We start from the raw sequence: 18,533 nt of genomic DNA, 5'->3' as shown, positions 1-18,533 counted from the left end.
CTCGGGCGCGGGGGCTCGGTGAATTCTCCCGTTCTGGCCCACAGGGGACGCCTCGATCGGATGCTGGTGTCGGCCGCGACTTGACAGGTGACCGAATGGTCACATAACTTAGCGTCATGACGGACGACGATCGGGTGTTCAAGGCTTTGGCCGACCCGAGCCGGCGTTTCCTGCTCGACCTGCTGTTCGCACGTGACGGCCGCACGCTGACGGAGCTGGAGGGCGAGTTGGAGATGACCAGGTTCGGCGTCGCCAAGCACCTGCGCGTGCTCGAGGAGGCGGGTCTCGTCGTCGTGCGCCGTTCCGGCAGGGAGAAGCTGCACTACCTCAATCCGGTGCCGATCCGGCAGATCCATGACCGGTGGATCGACAAGTTCACCGAGCAGCACGTCACCGCACTGATCGATCTCAAGCACACGCTGGAGGAAGAGTCATGAGCGACACCCAGGTCTTCCGCATCTGGATCAAGGCGCCGGCCGAAAAGATCTGGCAGGCGATCACCGACCCCGAGTGGACCGCGAAGTATGCGTACTCGGCGCCCCAGTTCTACGAGCTGAAGAAGGGCGGCCGGTTCCACTCGACCGCCACCGAGGAGATGAAGTCCTACGCGGCGGCCGGCGGGTTCGAGTTGCCCGAGATCATCCTGGACGGCGAGGTGCTGGAGGCCGAGCCGCCGCGGCGCCTCGTGCAGACGTGGCGGATGCTGATGGACCCGACCACCGCGGCCGAGCCGTTCACCACGCTGACGTATGAGATCGAGGAGGCCGGCGCCGGAGTCCAGCGGGTCACGATCACCCACGACACTCCGGGCGCGCCAGCCACCGCCGCCATGGTTCGCGGCAACACGGAGGCCGGCGCCGACGGTGGCGGCGGATGGGCCTGGGTCCTCAGCGATCTCAAGTCGCTGCTGGAGACCGGCAAGATCATGACCGAGGCGTAGACGCGGCGGGGCCAGCCCGTGTCGCACCGGCACGGGCTGGCAGACTTGCCCGCGTGAGCGACGGAGAGTTGGAGACCTACAGTCTCGTCGAGCTCGCCGTCGACCGGCTGCGGCGAGACATCCTGAGCGGCCGGAATGATCCGGGTGAGCGGCTGGTCGAGGAGCAGCTGACCCGCCGGCTCGGGATCAGCCGGGCGCCGTTGCGGGAGGCCATGCGACTGCTCGCCGAGCAGGGCCTGGTCGAGCACATCCCGCGGCGCGGGGCGCGGGTCGCCACGCTCTCCGACGACGACGTGCGGGAGCTGTATGAGGTTCGCGACGTCCTCGAGCGGCACGCGGTCACGACCACTCCCCCGGGGCGAGATCTGAGCCGCTTACGGGCCACTCTCGAGTCGATCCGGATGGCGACCGAGACCGACGATCGGCTGGAGTTGGCCAACGCGCATCGGCGGTTCCACGTCGAGGTGGTGGCGCTGAGCGGTAACCGGCAGCTCACCGGGCTGTACGAGTCGGTCCTGGTGCGGATTCAGCTCTACATGGCGGTCAACATGCGACGGGAGGCGGAGACCGCCCGGGCGCAGGACGGGGTGTTACGGCACGAGCGGTTGTTCGCCGCGGCCGAGCAGGGCGACGCGGCGGCGCTCCTGGCGGCGCTGAGCAGGCACGGGGCGCGTACCTACCTGAACTGACCACCCCGCCCCGACCGGCCACCCGTGAAGCGGTCGGGGTGGAGTAGCGGATAGCGGTGGGAAATCACGCCGTTACACAACGCGGTTCTCGACGAAACAGAATTGTCGACAATCGACGATGTGGATGCACACGCGAACGTCGATGCAGCGCTCGCCGCTCCGGCACCGGACGGGGTCTGGATCAGCCGGTTCAGCGCGACCGAGCTGCACCGGCATGCTGACGCAGTCAATCCCGGGCTACCACTGGCCGGGATGACGTTCGCGGTCAAGGACAACATCGACGTGGCGGGGCTGCCGACCACCGCGGGATGCGCGGACTTCGCCTACCTTCCCGAGCGGCACGCGCCCGTGGTGCAGCGGCTCGTCGACGCCGGGGCGATCGTGGTCGGCAAGACGAATCTGGACCAGTTCGCGACGGGGCTGACCGGGGCGCGATCGCCCTACGGGGCGCCGGAGAGCGTCTTCGGCGGAGGGCTGATCTCCGGGGGATCCAGTTCAGGGTCGGCGGTCGCCGTCGCGAACGGGTCGGTGCACTTCGCACTCGGGACCGACACGGCCGGGTCGGGGCGGGTTCCGGCCGCGTTGAACGGGATCGTCGGGATCAAGCCGACGCGGGGGCTGCTCAGCACCGTCGGGGTGGTGCCGGCCTGCCGGTCCCTGGACTGTGTCTCGATCTTCGCCCGGGAGCTGTCGACGGCGGAGTCGGTGATGCGGGTCGCGCGTGGCCGCGTACCGGAGGATCCCTGGTCGAGGGAGGCGCCGCGGGAGCCGAAGGCGGCGCCGGGCGCGCGGCAGCAGCCGGGGGCGTGGCCGCGGATCGGGGTTGCGGAGGGTCTCGACTTCTTCGGCGACAGCGGGCAGGAGAAGGCGTACGCACGGTTCGCCGGTGACGTCACGGTGGATGTCGGGCCGCTGCTGGAGGCCGGTGACCTGCTCTATCGCGGCCCGTGGGTGGCGGAGCGGCTCGCTGATCTCGGTGAGTTCCTGACGGCGCGGCCGGATTCGGTGCTGCCGGTGACCCGCCGGGTGCTGGAGACGGGTCTCGGGTTCAGCGCGGCTGACGCGTTCCGGGCCCGGCACCGGCTCCAGGAGTTGCGGGCGGCCGCGGACCGGATGTGGGAGCGGATCGACGTGCTGGTGCTGCCGACGGTCGGCACCACGTTCACGCATGCCGAGATCGCCGAGGACCCGATCGGCCGGAATCTGATGCTGGGACGGTACACCCAGTTCGCGAACCTGCTGGACATGGCCGCGGTGACGGTGCCGAACGGATTCACCGAGGACGGGCGGCCGGCCTCGCTGACGCTGTTCGGGCCGGCGTTCAGCGACGACCGGCTGACGGCGCTCGCCCGGTCTCTGCACGAACGGGAACGCGCAGCAGCAAGCGAGCCGGAGCCGACGACAGAAGACCGGCCGGGAGCAGCGACGGCGGACGGCCATCTCCTGGTCGGCCGGGTGTTCGAGGGTCCCGGCGCCGGTGGGGCGGCCATGACCCTCGCCGTCGTGGGGCTGCACCTGAGCGGGGAGCCCCGCAACTCCGAGCTGGTGGAACGCGGCGGCACGCTGCTGGGTACGGCACGGACCGCGCCGCTGTACCGGATGTACGAGCTGCCGGCCGGCGCTCCCGGCCTGGTACGCGTCGACGACGGCGGGGCGGCGATCGAGATCGAGCTGTGGCAGCTGCCGGCCGTGACGGTGGGCGGTTTCCTCGCGGGCATTCCGGCGCCGTTGTCGCTGGGCCGGCTCCTGCTGGAGGACGGCGCCGAGGTGACCGGCTTCCTCTGCGAGGCGTACGCGGTGAGCGGCGCCCGGGACATCACCGCCAGCGGCGGCTGGCGTAACCATCGCCTGAAGGGAACGCACTCATGACCGCACGTATCGGCCCGGTGCCGGCCAATCCGTACGCCTGGCCCTACGACGGCTCGGTCCCGGTGGACCGGATCGCGCTGCTGTGCATCGACTGGCAGACCGACTTCTGTGGGCCCGGCGGCTACGTCGACTCGATGGGCTACGACATCGCGCTGACCAGGGCAGGGCTGCCGGCGACGGCGAAACTGCTGTCCCACGTCCGCGACCTGGGGATGCTCGTCATCCACACCCGGGAGGGGCACGACCCGGACCTGTCCGACCTGCCGGCCAACAAGCGGTGGCGGTCGGCGCGGATCGGGGCGGAGATCGGTGGTCAGGGACCGTGCGGACGGATCCTGATCAAGGGTGAGCCGGGCTGGGAGATCGTGCCCGAGGTCGCCCCGGCGCCCGGTGAGGTCGTCGTCGACAAGCCGGGCAAGGGCGCCTTCTACGCGACGAATCTGGACCTCGTGCTGCGTACCCATGGCATCACGCACTTGATCCTGACCGGCATCACCACGGATGTATGCGTGCACACGACCATGCGCGAGGCGAACGACCGCGGCTACGAGTGCCTGATCCTCAGCGACTGCACGGGGGCCACCGATCCGTCCAACCACACCGCCGCGCTGCACATGGTCACCATGCAGGGCGGCGTCTTCGGCTGCGTCGCCACCTCGGACGACGTGATAGCGGCAACGGAGGCCTGAGATGCCCACTGTCGACGCTCGACCCACTTCCTTCGACTTCGATCTGGACACCACCGCGCTGCTGGTCATCGACATGCAGCGGGACTTCCTTCTTCCCGGCGGCTTCGGCGAGTCGCTCGGCAACGACGTCTCTCAGCTACGGCGGACGATCGCGCCACTCGAAAGCCTGCTCGCGGCCTGGCGCGCGACGGGCATGCCGATCATCCACACCCGCGAAGGGCACAAGCCCGACCTGTCCGACTGCCCGCCCGCGAAGCTCAAGCGCGGCCCGATGATCGGCCAGGCGGGCAGATTCGGAAGAGTGTTGATCCGGGGCGAGTACGGCCACGACATCATCGACGAGCTTCAGCCTCTCGACGGCGAGATCGTCATCGACAAACCGGGCAAGGGCGCCTTCTACGCGACCGAACTGTCCGAAACGCTGGAGAAGAACGGCATCACCTCCCTGGTCGTCACGGGGGTCACGACCGAGGTGTGCGTGCACACGACGGTCCGTGAGGCGAACGACCGCGGCTACGAGTGCCTCGTCCCGGCCGACTGCGTCGGCTCCTACTTCCCCGAGTTCCAGCAGGTCGGCCTCGAGATGATCGCCGCCCAGGGCGGCATCTTCGGCTGGGTCGCCGAATCCCCCGCAGTGATCGCCGCGATTCAGGAGTGAAGAGATGACCGCCACCACAGCCGCTCCGGCGGCCAAACTGCCCTACTGGGTCCGGGGCGACACCAACGCCTTCTTCGGCTTCGGCGTCAACGTCCTGGTCAACGTGCTCACCCTGACCGGCCTGTGCCTCGGTGTGATCCAGCTGCCCGCCGGGAACGTCTTCGGCGTGATCCTCCCGGCGCTGGGCATCGCGCTGGTCGCCGGGAACGTCTACTACACCTTCCTGGCGCGGCGGCTGGCCGTCCGGGAGAACCGCACCGACGTGACGGCCCTGCCGTACGGCCCGAGCGTCCCGCACATGTTCATCGTCATCTTCGTGATCATGCTGCCGATCTACCTGGCCACGAAGGATCCGATCAAGGCGTGGACGGCCGGTATCGCGTGGGCGTTCATCATCGGCGTGATCGTGCTGATCGGCGCGTTCGTCGGCCCGTACATCCGCAAGTACACCCCGCGGGCCGCCCTGCTCGGCACCCTGGCCGGCATCTCGATCACGTTCATCTCGATGAACCCGGCCGGCAACATGTGGAACTACGCCTGGATCGCCCTGCCGGTCTTCGGCCTGCTGCTGATCGGCCTGCTCACCGACGTGAAACTGCCGTTCAACTTCCCGATCGGGCTGGCCGCGCTGCTGGTCGGCACCGCGATCGGCTGGATCGGCGGCGCCATGTCGGTGCCGGACGTGACCAGCGCCGCGAAGGACATCGCGTTCGCCTTCCCGCACCTGAAGCTCGACCTGCTGTTCGACGGGCTGCGGGACATGGCGCCGCTGCTGGCCACGGCGATCCCGCTGGGCGTCTACAACTTCACCGAGGCGATGACCAACGTGGAGAGCGCCGCCACCGCCGGTGACCGGTACAACCTGCGCAGTGTGCTGCTGGCCGACGGGGCGGGCGCGGTGATCGGCTCGTGTCTCGGGTCGCCGTTCCCGCCGGCGGTCTACGTCGGGCACCCGGGGTGGAAGGCGGCCGGTGGCCGTACCGGATATTCGATGGCGACCGGCGTGGTGATCGCCCTGCTCTGCTTCTTCGGGTTGTTCGGGCTGCTCGGCGCGATCTTCCCGACCGCGGCGATCGTGCCGATCCTGCTCTACATCGGCCTGCTGATCGGGGCCCAGGCGTTCCAGGCGACACCGCGGGCGCACGCCGCCGCGGTGGTGGCGGCACTGATCCCGAACATCGCCTCCTGGGCGACCGGCCAGATGGACAACGCGCTGGCCGCCGCCGGGACGTCGGCCGCGCAGGTCGGTACCGAGGCGCTGGCCGGGGCGGGTGTGGTCTACGACGGCCTGAAGACGCTCGGTGAGGGGGCGATCCTGGCCGGTCTGGTGCTGGGCGCGATCGTGGCGTTCATCATCGACAAACGGTTCTGGCACGCCGCGGCCTTCTCCGGCGCGGGCGCGGTCCTCACCTTCGTGGGCCTGATCCACGCCGAGAAGGTGCAGCTCAACGCGGACGGCCCGGTCTCCCTCGGCTACCTGTTCCTCACCGGGGTCTGCGTGCTGTTCGCGCTGACCCGGCCACTGCCCCGGGTGCCCGAGCCCGAGGAGGCGTCCCTCGACGAGCCGGCCCCGGTGGCCTGAATGGAACGCGACCTCCCTGAGGTGATCGCCGAGGTCACCGAGCTGTTCGAGGCCTACGAGCGGGCGCTCGTCGCCGACGACGTCGACGCGGTCATCGGCTTCTTCGCCGCCGAGGCGATCCGGTTCGGCATCACCGACCAGCAGGCCGGCATCGAGGAACAACGCAGGTGGCGGCGCACGCAGGGCGGTCTGCCGCCGGGCCGCCGGCTCAAGGACACCACCATCAGGGGGTACGGCCGGAGCACCGCCGTGGTGACGACGTTGTTCGGATATCCCGCCAGTGACGTGCCGGGGCGCCAGTCCCAGACGTGGGTGCGGCTGCCGGAGGGCTGGCGCATCGTGCACGCGCACGTGTCCGAACCGGCCGCTCAGCCCACGTAACGCCGGGCGGTCGACCGCCGCTGCGCCTCGTCCAGCCGGCCCAGACGGGCCTCCACGACGGCTGGGCGGGGCCGCCGGTCGGCGAGCAGCCAGCTCAGGCCGCGGACCGCGTCGACCGCGCCGAGCAGCGAGGCCCGGTCCCGCGGGACGGTCCGGGCCAGGAACAGGGTGCGGCGTACGGCGGGCACGAGCGGCCGCCGGAGCCAGGTGAACCACAGCGTGTTCCGCAGCCCGACCCGGCGCCGGTGGGTGCTGTCGCGCAGCTTCGACGCCCGGTGGTGCACGGTCAGCTCCTCCAGGTAGCACAGCTCCCACCCGGCCGCGATCAGGTCGGTGGCGACAGCTCCTCCTCACCGCCCAGCCACAGCCGCTCGCTGAAACCGCCGGCCCGCTCGAACGCGTCCCGCCGCACCACCGACGCGCCGGCCAGGAAACTGCCGAGCGCCGGGCCGGGCAGCCAGCCGGGGCCGGGCACCGGTGACTCGCGCAGCTCGGCCACGATCGGGTCCTCGGCACCGGACGGCTCGACCACGATGCGGGCGTTCAGCAGGGCCAGGCGCGGGTGGTCGTCGAGGACGTCGGCGGCCCGGGACAGGGCGCCGGGGCTCCACCACGTGTCGTCGTCGCAGAAGGCCACGTACGGGGTGGTCGTACGGCGTACCCCGAGATTGCGGCCGACCGCGCCGAGATTGTCGCGCAGGGCGACCACCTCGACGTCCGGGAATCGTTCGCGGACCGCGTCCGCGGTCCCGTCGGTGGAGCCGTTGTCGACGAGCACCACGTGCGGCCGCTCCGGCAGTTCGCGCAACCGGCCCACACAGGCCAGCGCCTCGTCGCGCCGCTGCCAGGTGATGACGACGACGCTCACTCGTGAATCCCCCATGGCGCGCCGCATACCCGGATTCGGGTTATTCGCACGTCTTGCGGGAATGCCGAGGACATCCCGACCCCGACCGTGGAGGCGACGACGTGAACCCGCGTGACCTGTACCCGAAGCCCGCACTCGACGGCGGCGACCAGCAGCCGCCCGGCCTGACCTCGGCCATGCCGGACCGGCCGGACCACGGCGAGGAGAGCTACCGCGGCACCGGCAAGCTGACCGGCCGCAAGGCGGTCATCACCGGCGGCGACTCCGGCATCGGCCGGGCCGTGGCGATCGCGTTCGCCCGGGAGGGCGCCGACGTGCTGATCTCCTACCTGCCGGAGGAGGAGAGCGACGCGGACGACACCGCACAGTGGATCGAGAAGGCCGGCCGCAAGGTGGTCAAGGTGCCCGGTGACATCCGGGACGAGGCGCACTGCCGGACGATCATCGAGACGGCCCGCACCGAGCTTGGCGGCGTCGACATCCTGATCAACAACGCCGCCTACCAGATGGCCCAGCCGGGCGGGATCACCGAGATCACCGACGAGCAGTTCGACCGGGTCATGAAGACCAACCTGTACGCGATGTTCTGGCTCTGCCGCGCCGCGGTCCCCCACATGCCTGCCGGCTCCGCGATCATCAACACCGCGTCGATCCAGGCCTACCAGTCGTCGAGCGCACTGCTCGACTACGCCACCACCAAGGGCGGCATCGTGGCCTTCACCAAGGCGCTCGCCGAGGACCTGGCCGAGCAGGGCGTCCGGGTGAACGCGGTCGCGCCCGGCCCGATCTGGACGCCGCTGATCCCGGCCACCATGCCGGAGAAGAAGGTCGAGTCGTTCGGCGGCGACACCCCGCTCGGGCGGGCCGGGCAGCCCGCCGAGCTGGCCGCCGCCTACGTCTACTTCGCGAGTCAGGACTCCAGTTACACCACCGGCGAGGTGCTCGGCATCACCGGTGGCAAGCCGGTCAGCTGAGAGGCCCGGGCAGCCCCACGGGGCTGCCCGGCAACGGCGTGCGTGCCGGCAACGGCGTGCGTGCCGGTCACCGGAACAACCCGGCGACCCACTCGATCGCGTCCACCACCCACGTGGTCTGGCGCAGGAAGGCGATCCCGACACCGGCCAGGAAGAGCCCGGCGACCATGTGCGCGCCGCGCGCGGTGTGCCGCACCCGGCCCATCCGCTGCTCCAGCACGAGCCGGCCGACCAGGCGCGCGAGGGCGAACACGCCCACGGCGACGACCAGCGACACCAGGAAGGTGATCAGCGGGCCGCCGAGGTTGCCGCCGCCCTCGGAGATCGCCCAGATGCCCCAGCCGACGAAGGCGAACAGCACCGCGGCGCTGCTCCACTCGCCGCCCCGGCGCCACTGGCGCATGTGCCAGCTCAGACTGCGCTGCGGGCGCTCCTGGTAGTGATCGTCGGGCCAGCCGGTGCCGGTCGGCTCATGGCCGGCGCGGAACTGCTCGGTGCGCTGGGTGGGCTGACCGACCCTGGCCCGGCCCTGACTGAAGGGCGACGGCTCCGGCGCCGGAGCTGGCCCCGGCGAGGTGGGCGCGTGCGGAACCGGCACCGGCGAGGTGGCGGCGCTCTCCGGGCCCGTCTGCCTGGTCGGCTGCTCGGCCCACGGGTCCTGCGGTGGCATGTCGAGCGTCCGCTCGGACCACTGCGGTTGCTCCGGCATATTCCCCTCCCGGCGTGCGGTCGCCGGCCGGCGACAAGTTCGAGGGTAGCGAGCCAACAAATCGGTCGCCGCAGCACACAGCAGTCCGTTACACACAGCTTATGAAGGATGAGATATCACTGCGCCCCAGCACCGGCGACGACTTCGCGCCCATCTTCGGGCTCCTCAGCACGGTCTTCCACGAGGACATCGACGGTGAGCTGCGCGATCTCGAAGGGGTGGTCTACGAGCTGGACCGCTCGCTGGTCGCCGACGACGCCGGGCTGGTGGCGGGGCACGTCCAGGCCTTCAGCCGCCGTCTGACCGTGCCGGGAGCGGTGATCGCGGCGGCGCACGTCTCCGGGGTCGGGGTGCTGCCGACCCATCGGCGGCGCGGTCTGCTGACCCGGATGATGAAACGGCAACTGCGCGAGATCGCCGACGCCGGCCGCGAACCGGTGGCGGTCCTCTGGGCGAGCGAGACCTCGATCTATCCCCGATTCGGGTACGGCCCGGCCGCCTCGCGGTTGTCACTCAACATCATGAATCGTGAGGTACGTCTCCCCGCCCCGCCCTCGGAGCCGTCCGGCCGGCTGCGGATGGGCGAACCGCACGACCTGCTCGCCGAGATGGCCCTGGTGTACGACCGGCTGCGGCCCGAGCGGGTCGGCTGGTCCGACCGGGACGACAACTGGTGGAAGTGGGTCCTCGGCGACCCCAAGGACCACCGGGACGGCGCGACCAGGCGGTACGCCGTGGTGCACGAGGGTCCCGACGGCCCGACCGGCTATGCGCTGTGGCGGATCAAGGACGACTGGAACAGTCACGGCCCGAGCGCCGAGGTTCAGGTGCGTGAGGTGGTCGCCGCCGATCCGGAGACGTATCTGGCGCTCTGGCGGTTCCTGCTCGGCATCGACCTGACCCGCAGCGTCACCGTGCGGCTGGCCGCCGTCGACGAGCCGCTGCTCTACCTGGTCGACGAGCCCCGCCGGCTGGGCGCCGGCCATGCCGACGCCCTGTGGGTGCGGGTGATCGACGTGCCGGGGGCGCTGACCGCCCGGCGGTACGCCACCGACGTCGACGTGGTCCTCGAGGTCACCGACCCGATCCTGACCGAGAACACCGGCCGCTGGCGGCTCACCGGGGGACCGGCCGGCGCGACCTGCACGGCGACCACCGACCCGGCCGACGTGGCGCTCTCCGTGACCGATCTGGGCGCCGTCTATCTGGGTGGCACCAGGTTCAGCGCGCTCGCCGCCGCCGGACGTGTCCGCCTGCTGACCGGGAACGATCCGACCATCGCGTTCGGCTGGAACCGGCTGCCGAGCCCGACCGAGGTGTTCTGAGCGATCGTGACGGCGGTACCGTCGAGTCCATGGGCCAGCCCGAACGCCGACGCCGCCGTGTGCGTCCCTCCTCGACGCCCGCCGAGACGACCGCCGCCGAACCCGCCGACGCTGTTCCCGTGCCCAGCGCTCCACCGGCGGCCGTCCCGGCGCCGCCGCCCCATCCCCCGATGCCGGCCCATCCCCCGGTGCAGCCGCATCCCCCGGCGCCGGTCCACCCCCCGGTGCCCGGCCCGCCGCCGGTGCCCGGCCCGCCGTCGAGCGCGCCCGGCTCACCGCCGGTTCCGGGTCCTCCGCATGCGCCGCCGGCCGTGGTGACCGCGGACGGGGCGCCGGTGCCCTCGGACCGGTCGACCGGGCGGCCCAGCCGTGGTGGCATGCCGAGGCGGCCCGGCGCGGCGGGTGGCGAGGACCGGGAGTCCGAGCGCGGGCTGCGCGGGCTGGTGGGGTCCGGATCGTCTCAGGTCAGCGTCGGTGCGGCGCTGCGCGCCCGGGACGCCTCCCGGCCCACCGACGAGGATCTGGCCGACGCGGAGCGGGACCTGCCGATCATCCGGCGCAACTGGATGCCCCGCGAGGAACTGCCGCGCCGCTGAGACTCACAGCGGCGCTGCGAAGACGCCGAAAGCCGCCGGAACGGGAACGGACCACCGCCCGGCCCACCGGCGACGGTGACGACCGACGCGCCGGACCTGGACGGCAGGCACGGCGGACCTGACCACCGGCGCGGCGGGCGTGGACGGCAGGCTGCCCGGAGGGCTGCCTGCCGTCGGGGCGGCCCGGGATCAGGCGGTGGCCGCCGAGGAGGGCAGCTCGGGCAGCTCGCGGGCCACCTCGTAGTCGGCGAGCTGGGAGATCCGGCGGGCGTGCCGGGCGTCGCCGGAGAACGACGTCGCGATGAACGCCTCGACGAAGGCGGCCGCCTCGTCCAGCGTGTGCTGGCGCGCGCCGATGGCGATCACGTTGCTGTCGTTGTGCTGGCGGGCCAGCTCGGCGATCTCGGTCTTCCAGACCAGGGCCGAGCGGACGCCGGGGACCTTGTTGGCCGCGATCTGCTCGCCGTTGCCGGAGCCGCCGATCACGATGCCGAGCGAGCCCGGGTCGGCGACCACCTTGGCACCGGTGTGGAAACAGAACGCCGGGTAGTCGTCCTCGGCGTCGTAGACGTGCGGTCCGACGTCCACCACGTCGTGCCCCTGCTTGGCCAGGTGGTTCACGAGGTGGTTCTTCAGCTCGAAGCCGGCGTGGTCGGAACCCAGGTAGAGACGCATGGCAGAAGTCTTTCAGAAGGTGAGGGCCGAACGCAGGGCGGACGCCACCTGGTCAGCCGCGGTGCGCGCGGCGTCGATGGTGGCCAGTTTGCGGGCGAAACCGTGGTTCACACCCATGTAGCGGGTGTGCACCACCGGGACGCCCGCGGCGATCAGCGCGTTCGCGTAGTCGGCGCCCTCGTCGCGCAGCGCGTCGTACTCGGCGGTGATCACCAGGGTGGGCGGCATGCCGGACAGGTCGGCAACCGCGAGCGGCGACACGTCCGGGGTGAGCCGGCGCATCGGATCGGGGACGAACGTCTCCCAGGCCAGTCTCATCGAGGCCCGGTCCAGCCCGTACTCCCCCACCTCGTCATAGGACTCGGCGGAGGTCAGCGGGTCGAGGGCCGGGTAGACGAGCACCTGGAAGTCGAGCGGGGTGGCCGCGTCCCGCTGGCGGCGGGCGGTGACCGTGGCGAGGTGACCGCCCGCGCTGTCGCCGCCGATCGCCAGCCGGGAGACGTCCACACCCAGGCCGGCGCCCTCGCGGCGCAGGTAGGACAGGACCGTCTCGGCGTCCTCGACGGCGGCCGGGAAGACGTGCTCCGGGGCCAGACGGTAGCCGGCTGACACCACGGCGCAGCCGGACCGGTCGGCGACCCGGCGGCAGAACCGGTCGACCGTCTCGATGCTGCCGTAACACCAGCCGCCGCCGTGCAGGTAGACCAGCACCGGGGCACCGGCCCTGGTGGCGTAGAGGCGGCAGGGCACCCCGTCGGCGTCGAAGTCGGCCACCACCGGCAGCGGCAGCGCCGGGCCGGTCTCGGCCTCGTTCGACTCCTCCATCGCGGCACGGACGCCGAGCAGCCGCTGGTACGGGTCGGCGGTGAGCTCCTCCGGGCTGGGCCGCCGCCGGAGCAGGGCGGCGGCCTCGACCTGCGGGTGCAGCATCAGCGGATGTCGGCCACGACCAGGCCGCCCCGCGCCTTCGGGGTGAACCAGGTGCTCTTGCGTGGCAGCTTGAGCCGCTCCAGGTTGACCTCGACGAAGTCGTCGACGGTCACCGGGGCGATGAGGATCGCCAGCTCGGCACGGCCGGCCTCGACCTCGCCGCGCAGCCACTCGACCGGGTAGTCCCCGCCGATGTAGGAGATCCGCTTGTCACCGGCGTCCAGACCGAGGGCGTCCCCCAGCAGGATGCGCTCGACGAGGGCGTGATCCAGGTTCTCCACCGCGGTGCCGGCCGGGTCGGACGGTAGCCCGACCGCGAACGAGCGGCCTTCGCCGTACACCTCGATGGTGCCCTTGATCGGAAGCTGCGCGACGCGCGGCAGCTCGGTGACCGACGCACCCGCCTTGCGGAGCCGCTCGAGAAGCTCGTCGAGTGACGTCGGCAGCTCGCTGACCAGTCGGTTGTAGGGCTGGATGAAGACCGAGGCGGGGGTGGTGACGACAGCCAGGAAGCGCTCCAGGCCGCCGGTCTGCGCCGCGAGGCTGCGGTGGTTGCCGTCGGCGACCACCAGCTCGCCGCCGCCGGCCAGGGCGAGCAGGCGATCCTGCAGCTCGCCGGGGCCCACCGGCCAGATCGCATGGGTACGCCCGGAGCCGTCCACGTCGGTCGCGGCCGGCTCGCCCGCGGCGTCGGTGGCCTCGGCCAGCGCGGCGTGCAATTCCTCGCCGCGGCCGGTCTGCAGCAGCAGCACCGGGGAGAGCAGGGCGCCCACCGCGTCGGCGAGGGCGACGCGCTCGCGCACCTTGCTGATGAAGACGTCCTCGTTGCGGATGACCAGGCCGGGCTCGTCGGCGCTGGTGGAGATCTGGCCGGTCTCGACCATGCTCCACAGGCCGTAGGCGGGCGCCTCGCCCGGCGCCGTTATGCGGTAGAGCACCACGACGTGCTCCGCCTGCCGGTACTTCTCCTCGGCCTGATCACGCTGCAGACGGACGACGGCGTCCGGCAGGGACTCGAGGAAGGACTTCCCGAGGGACTCGGGCGCGAGGTGCGGCATCTCCACGGCAAGCGCGCTGTGCGGGTTGCCCTTGATGATGTCGGTGATCTCGGCGTCGTCGGCGAACTCGTCGTAATTCTGGGCCCCGGTACCTCCGTTGGTGATCCAGGCCAGTTTGATCGGGTGCACGACCGTCATGGCAGGCAACTTACCCGGCGAAGCTCGGGTGCCTAACCACCGGCACAGCCCCTCGTGACCTGCCCAACTGTGACGCACGGTGCAGATTCACCGGCCGTTCGGCGGGCCGTGCCGTCACGGTCACCGGCGGGGCGAGCATAATCGCCACGTCAGGGGGCAAATCGGCCCAGACGCCGCGCTGAACACTGATGCTCGATCCGACCGAGTCGTTCTCCGGCATTACCCGCCTCCGCGTTGGGTGAGGTGTAGGTCACCTCATCCAACGACGGATCATGGGCGGAGCGTCGCTTTTCGGTGCGACTACCCCCGAACAGCAACTGTCAGTCGAAGATCGGACCCAGGTCGCGGCTGCGCTTCAGCTCGTAGAAGCCGGGCGTTCCGGCCACCAGGACCACGCCGTCCCACAGCTTGCCGGCCGCCTCACCCTTCGGCGCCGGGGTGACGACCGGGCCGAAGAACGCGACGGTCTCGCCCGGGTTGGGCCCCGGCGCGTGGATCACCGGGGTGCCGACGTCGGTGCCGACCGGCTTCATGCCGGCGTTGTGGCTGGCCCGCAGCGCCTCGTCGTGGGCGTCGGTGTGCGCGGCGTCGGCCAGGCTCGGGTCGAGGCCGACCTCGGCCAGCGCCTCCTGGAAGAGCTTCGGGTCCTGAGTGTCGTACTTCTGCAGGTGGATGCGGTTGCCGAGGGCGGTGTAGAGGTCGCGCAGGACAGCCGGTCCGGCGGCCTCGGCCGCGGCGATGCAGACCCGGACCGGGCCCCAGCCCTTCGCCAGCAGCTCCTTGTAGGTCTCGGGAAGCTCGTCGCGGCCCTCGTTGAGGACGGACAGGCTCATGACGTTGAAACGGACGTCCAGCGGGCGGACCTTTTCCACCTCCAGCAACCAGCGGGAGGTCATCCAGGCCCACGGGCAGAGCGGGTCGAACCACATGTCGACGGTCGATCGATCGTCCTTTTTTCCGCTTGTGGGCGGCGGGTGGGGCGGTTGGATGGCAGTCATGGCTCGATCTTCCACCTTTATGCGGACCCGGTCGGGGTGAGTTACGTCGCCGTGTCCGCATAGGCTTCGGGTAAAGCAACCAGCTGTCAGCTCGAAGGAGAGTGCACGTGGCCGGTGTTCACAACCTGACCCAGGTCGAGGCTGCGGAGCGTGGTCGACTGCTCGAGGTGACGGGGTACGACATCACCCTCGACCTGACCGACGGGCACGGCAACCCCGGCTCCGACACGTTCAGGTCCACCGCAGTGATCAATTTCCGGTGCTCCGAGCCGGGCGCGGCGACGTTCATCGAGGCGGCCGCCGTCCGGATCAACTCCGCGACGCTGAACGGCAGCCCCCTGGACGTCAGCGCCTGGACCGCGGAGAAGGGCCTGGCTCTGCCCGGGCTCGCCGCCGAGAACATCCTCGTCGTCGACGGAGACTTCGGATACTCGGCGAGCGGGCAGGGGCTCCAGCGCAGCCTCGACCCGGTCGACAAGGAGGTCTACCTCTACAGCCAGTTCGAGACGGCGGACGCGCAGCGGGCGTACGCCTGCTTCGACCAGCCCGACCTCAAGAGCGTCTACACGTGGCACGTGACGGCTCCGGGGCACTGGAAGGTCGTCTCGAACATGCCGGTGGAGTCCGAGGAGGCGGCCGGGTTCGGCGCCAAGACCGTCCACTTCACCACCTCGCCGCGGATGAGCACCTACATCACCGCGATCTGCGCCGGGCCGTACCACGAGGTCCGTGACTCGCACGACGGCATCGAGCTGGGCGTCTTCTGCCGCGCCTCGATGGCCCGCTACCTCGACGCCGACGACCTCTTCCTGATCACCAAGCAGGGCTTCGACTTCTTCCACGAGAAGTTCGGCGTGCGGTACCCACTGCCCAAGTACGACCAGCTGTGGGTGCCCGACTTCAACGCCGGCGCGATGGAGAACTTCGGCTGCGTCACCCACGCCGAGTCGCACTACATCTTCCGGTCGCAGGTCACCGACTACGAGTACGAGCAGCGCGCCAACACGATCCTGCACGAGCTGGCCCACATGTGGTTCGGCGACCTGGTCACCATGCGCTGGTGGAACGACCTGTGGCTGAACGAGTCGTTCGCCGAGTGGGCCAGCCACTGGTGCAACACCGAGGCGACCCGGTTCTCCGACGCCTGGTCGACGTTCCTGTCGATCCGCAAGTCCTGGGGGTACCGGCAGGACCAGCTCTCCTCCACCCACCCGGTGTACTGCGAGATGCCGGACCTGGAGGCGGTCGAGGTCAACTTCGACGGCATCACGTACGCCAAGGGCGCCAGCGTGATCAAGCAGCTGGTCGCCTACGTCGGCCTGGAGCCGTTCCTGACCGGCCTGCGGGCCTATTTCGCCAAGTACGCCTGGGGCAACGCCACGTTCGACGACCTGCTCACCGAGCTGGAGACGGCGTCCGGCCGGGAGCTGCGCAAGTTCGCCGCCCAGTGGCTGGAGACGGCGCAGGTCAACACGTTGCGCCCGGTCGTCGAGGTGAACGCCGACGGCGACTACACCAGTGTCGTGGTGCAGCAGGAGGCTCCGGCCGACTACCCGACGTTGCGTACCCACCGGGTCGGCATCGGCCTGTACGACCTGGACGGTGACCGCCTGGTCCGGCGCGAGCTGATCGAGGCCGACGTGGCCGGCGAACGGACCCCGATCGAGGCGCTGGCCGGGGTGAAGGCGCCGGATCTGCTGCTGGTCAACGACGAGGACCTGACGTACGCGAAGCTGCGGCTGGACGAGCGGTCGATGGCCACCCTGGTGCGCCACATCGGGGGCTTCGACTCGGCGCTGCCGCGGGCACTGTCCTGGGCGGCCGCGTGGGACATGCTGCGCGACGCCGAGCTGGCCGCCCGTGACTACGTGGCGCTGGTCGTGGCGGGCCTGCCGGCCGAGAGCGACATCAACCTGACCACGGCCACGCTGCGGCAGGCCGGGATGGCGCTGACCAGCTTCGCCGACCCGGAGTGGGCGCCGGAGGGCTGGGCGCTGGTCGCCGGGCTGGCACAGCGGCAGCTGGCCGCGGCCGAGCCGGGCAGCGGCTGGCAGCTGACCTGGGCGCGGGCCCTCATCACCGCCTCCCGGACGCCGGAGCAGGCGGCCGTGCTGCGCGGCTGGCTGTCCGGCGAGGCGAAGCCGGAGGGCCTCGTGGTCGACACCGAGCTGCGCTGGTCGCTGCTGCAGGCGCTGGCCGCGCTGGGCGCCGCCACCGAGCCGGAGATCGACGACGAGCTGGCCGGGGACAAGACGGCCAGCGGCGAGCGGGAGGCGGCGATCGCCCGGGCGCTGCTGCCGACGCAGGAGAACAAGGCTCGCGTGTGGGCGGAGCTGACCGGACCGCAGGCGCCGCCGAACTGGCTCAACCGGTCGCTGCTGCAGGGCTTCCAGAGCACCCGGCAGGTGGCACTGACGGCGCCGTACGCGGAGAAGTTCTTCGCTGCGGTGGCGGACGTGTGGGCCCGCTCGGACAGTGAGCCGGCGCAGGAGTTCGCGACCATGGCGTACCCGGTCTTCCAGATCAGCGAGGAGACGGTGGCGCTCACCGACGCCTGGCTGGCGAAGGACGGGCACCCGGCGTCGCTGCGGCGGCTGGTGGCCGAGGGCCGCGACGGCGTGCTCCGGGCACTGAAGGCGCGCGCCACGGACAAAGCCGCGTCCTGACCGATTGTGATTACGGCCCGTCCCCTTCGAGGGGGACGGGCCGTTTCACATGCCAGAACTTACCGGCGCATAACTCATCAGAAACAACTCTGTGTGAGTAGGCTGACACTCCGCGGTGATGGAGGTGGCCCGTGACGATGCTGAGCCATGGTTCACCGGCGCGGTGGAACGCGCCGGAGGGCCGGTGGACACAACCGGACCTGCAGCTGTTCCCGCAGGACGGTCACCGGTACGAGATCCTCGACGGCAGCCTGCACGTCACCCCACCGTCCGGCAAACCCCACGACGCCCTCGTCGAGTCGATCGTCGCCACGCTGCGGTCCGCGGCCCCGCCCGGATGGTGGGTCTGCGCCCGTCTCGGCATCGCGATGGAGACCAGCAATCTGGTGCCGGACGTCACCGTGCTCCGGCCCCAGTCGTCCGGGGCGATCTGGGTGGACCCGGCCGACGTCGCGCTCGTCGTGGAGGTCGAGGCCGAGGCGACACGACGCTACGACCAACTGCTCAAACCGGCCGTCTACGCGGATGCGGGGATCTCGGCGTACTGGCGAGTGGAGGCCGGGCCGATCCTGCGGACGTTCGCCCTGGACGGGACCGGTTACCAGCCCGCCCGGGACGTCACGTCCGACGAGCAGGCCAGGATCGACAACCCGTACCCCGTCCGGGTGAGCCTCGCGGCCTGGCGCTGAATCCGCCGCCCCGGTCCGGCCGCTGGTCCTCACCTGGCACTTGTTCGTCGCTCAGGCCCGACGGTTTTCCGCCGACTCAGGACCGACGCTTTCTCGCCG

The 18,533-nt window shown here is 70.9% G+C and carries 20 protein-coding genes; 13 read left to right on the top strand and 7 right to left on the bottom strand.

The window, feature by feature from the left end:
- Nucleotides 1-116: 116 nt before the first annotated feature.
- The 8 genes from ACQPZW_RS05770 (at nt 117) to ACQPZW_RS05735 (ending at nt 6,808) form a co-directional block, all read left to right on the top strand.
- Nucleotides 117-437, top strand: a complete 321-nt coding sequence (locus ACQPZW_RS05770) for an ArsR/SmtB family transcription factor (RefSeq protein ID WP_433793790.1) — start codon at nt 117-119, stop codon at nt 435-437.
- Nucleotides 434-940: an SRPBCC domain-containing protein gene (locus ACQPZW_RS05765; RefSeq protein ID WP_433793789.1), complete on the top strand. Its 507-nt coding sequence runs from the start codon at nt 434-436 to the stop codon at nt 938-940. The genes ACQPZW_RS05770 and ACQPZW_RS05765 overlap by 4 nt, the downstream gene beginning before the upstream one ends.
- Before the next feature lie 53 nt (nt 941-993).
- Complete coding sequence (locus ACQPZW_RS05760) at nt 994-1,629, top strand: GntR family transcriptional regulator (protein ID WP_433793788.1); 636 nt, start codon at nt 994-996, stop codon at nt 1,627-1,629.
- A gap of 120 nt (nt 1,630-1,749) precedes the next feature.
- Entirely contained in the window at nt 1,750-3,498 is a 1,749-nt protein-coding gene (gene atzF, locus ACQPZW_RS05755) for an allophanate hydrolase (protein ID WP_433793787.1), read from the top strand.
- Nucleotides 3,495-4,187, top strand: a complete 693-nt coding sequence (gene biuH, locus ACQPZW_RS05750) for a biuret amidohydrolase (protein ID WP_433793786.1) — start codon at nt 3,495-3,497, stop codon at nt 4,185-4,187. Before atzF ends, biuH begins: the two co-directional genes overlap by 4 nt.
- A gap of 1 nt (nt 4,188) precedes the next feature.
- A complete protein-coding gene (locus tag ACQPZW_RS05745) occupies nt 4,189-4,845 on the top strand; it encodes a cysteine hydrolase family protein (protein ID WP_433793785.1) in 657 nt (218 codons plus the stop codon).
- A gap of 4 nt (nt 4,846-4,849) precedes the next feature.
- Complete coding sequence (locus tag ACQPZW_RS05740) at nt 4,850-6,427, top strand: regulator (RefSeq protein ID WP_433793784.1); 1,578 nt, start codon at nt 4,850-4,852, stop codon at nt 6,425-6,427.
- The gene (locus ACQPZW_RS05735) at nt 6,428-6,808 is read left to right on the top strand and encodes an AtzH-like domain-containing protein (RefSeq protein ID WP_433793783.1); all 381 of its coding nucleotides are present in this window, start codon (nt 6,428-6,430) and stop codon (nt 6,806-6,808) included.
- Here ACQPZW_RS05735 and ACQPZW_RS05730 read toward each other — a convergent pair.
- Both ACQPZW_RS05730 and ACQPZW_RS05725 read right to left on the bottom strand, forming a co-directional pair.
- Entirely contained in the window at nt 6,796-7,092 is a 297-nt protein-coding gene (locus ACQPZW_RS05730) for a hypothetical protein (RefSeq protein ID WP_433793782.1), read from the bottom strand. The genes ACQPZW_RS05735 and ACQPZW_RS05730 overlap by 13 nt on opposite strands.
- Before the next feature lie 41 nt (nt 7,093-7,133).
- A complete protein-coding gene (locus tag ACQPZW_RS05725) occupies nt 7,134-7,676 on the bottom strand; it encodes a glycosyltransferase family 2 protein (protein ID WP_433793781.1) in 543 nt (180 codons plus the stop codon).
- Nucleotides 7,677-7,852: 176 nt separating this feature from the next.
- Between ACQPZW_RS05725 and ACQPZW_RS05720 the strand changes: the two genes are divergently transcribed.
- Nucleotides 7,853-8,650 carry an SDR family oxidoreductase gene (locus ACQPZW_RS05720; protein WP_433797441.1) on the top strand — a complete coding sequence of 266 codons (798 nt, stop codon included), beginning with the start codon at nt 7,853-7,855 and terminating at the stop codon, nt 8,648-8,650.
- A gap of 67 nt (nt 8,651-8,717) precedes the next feature.
- Here ACQPZW_RS05720 and ACQPZW_RS05715 read toward each other — a convergent pair whose 3' ends face one another.
- On the bottom strand, nt 8,718-9,359 hold the full coding sequence (locus tag ACQPZW_RS05715) for a DNA-directed RNA polymerase II (RefSeq protein ID WP_433793780.1): 642 nt from the start codon (nt 9,357-9,359) through the stop codon (nt 8,718-8,720).
- A 101-nt stretch (nt 9,360-9,460) separates the two neighbouring features.
- Between ACQPZW_RS05715 and ACQPZW_RS05710 the strand changes: the two genes are divergently transcribed.
- Together ACQPZW_RS05710 and ACQPZW_RS05705 are read left to right on the top strand one after the other, a co-directional pair.
- Entirely contained in the window at nt 9,461-10,684 is a 1,224-nt protein-coding gene (locus tag ACQPZW_RS05710) for a GNAT family N-acetyltransferase (protein ID WP_433793779.1), read from the top strand.
- A 170-nt stretch (nt 10,685-10,854) separates the two neighbouring features.
- Nucleotides 10,855-11,280: a hypothetical protein gene (locus ACQPZW_RS05705; RefSeq protein ID WP_433797440.1), complete on the top strand. Its 426-nt coding sequence runs from the start codon at nt 10,855-10,857 to the stop codon at nt 11,278-11,280.
- Between the two features lie 189 nt (nt 11,281-11,469).
- On the opposite strand, the gene ACQPZW_RS05700 is transcribed toward ACQPZW_RS05705, so the two are convergent.
- The 4 genes from ACQPZW_RS05700 to ACQPZW_RS05685 form a co-directional block, all read right to left on the bottom strand.
- A complete protein-coding gene (locus ACQPZW_RS05700) occupies nt 11,470-11,955 on the bottom strand; it encodes a ribose-5-phosphate isomerase (protein WP_433793778.1) in 486 nt (161 codons plus the stop codon).
- A gap of 12 nt (nt 11,956-11,967) precedes the next feature.
- On the bottom strand, nt 11,968-12,885 hold the full coding sequence (locus ACQPZW_RS05695; protein ID WP_433793777.1) for an alpha/beta hydrolase: 918 nt from the start codon (nt 12,883-12,885) through the stop codon (nt 11,968-11,970).
- On the bottom strand, nt 12,885-14,081 hold the full coding sequence (locus tag ACQPZW_RS05690) for a DUF1015 family protein (RefSeq protein ID WP_433793776.1): 1,197 nt from the start codon (nt 14,079-14,081) through the stop codon (nt 12,885-12,887). Before ACQPZW_RS05690 ends, ACQPZW_RS05695 begins: the two co-directional genes overlap by 1 nt.
- Nucleotides 14,082-14,401: 320 nt before the next feature.
- Complete coding sequence (locus ACQPZW_RS05685; protein ID WP_433793775.1) at nt 14,402-15,010, bottom strand: mycothiol-dependent nitroreductase Rv2466c family protein; 609 nt, start codon at nt 15,008-15,010, stop codon at nt 14,402-14,404.
- Between the two features lie 176 nt (nt 15,011-15,186).
- On the opposite strand from ACQPZW_RS05685, the gene pepN reads away from it, so the two are divergent.
- Together pepN and ACQPZW_RS05675 are read left to right on the top strand one after the other, a co-directional pair.
- Complete coding sequence (pepN, locus tag ACQPZW_RS05680) at nt 15,187-17,745, top strand: aminopeptidase N (RefSeq protein ID WP_433793774.1); 2,559 nt, start codon at nt 15,187-15,189, stop codon at nt 17,743-17,745.
- A 137-nt stretch (nt 17,746-17,882) separates the two neighbouring features.
- Entirely contained in the window at nt 17,883-18,434 is a 552-nt protein-coding gene (locus ACQPZW_RS05675; protein ID WP_433797439.1) for a Uma2 family endonuclease, read from the top strand.
- Nucleotides 18,435-18,533: the final 99 nt, after the last annotated feature.

It is taken from the genome of Actinoplanes sp. CA-252034 (assembly GCF_050956125.1).
GTDB lineage: Bacteria > Actinomycetota > Actinomycetes > Mycobacteriales > Micromonosporaceae > Actinoplanes.
This window is presented reverse-complemented; position numbering and strand designations above follow the sequence as displayed.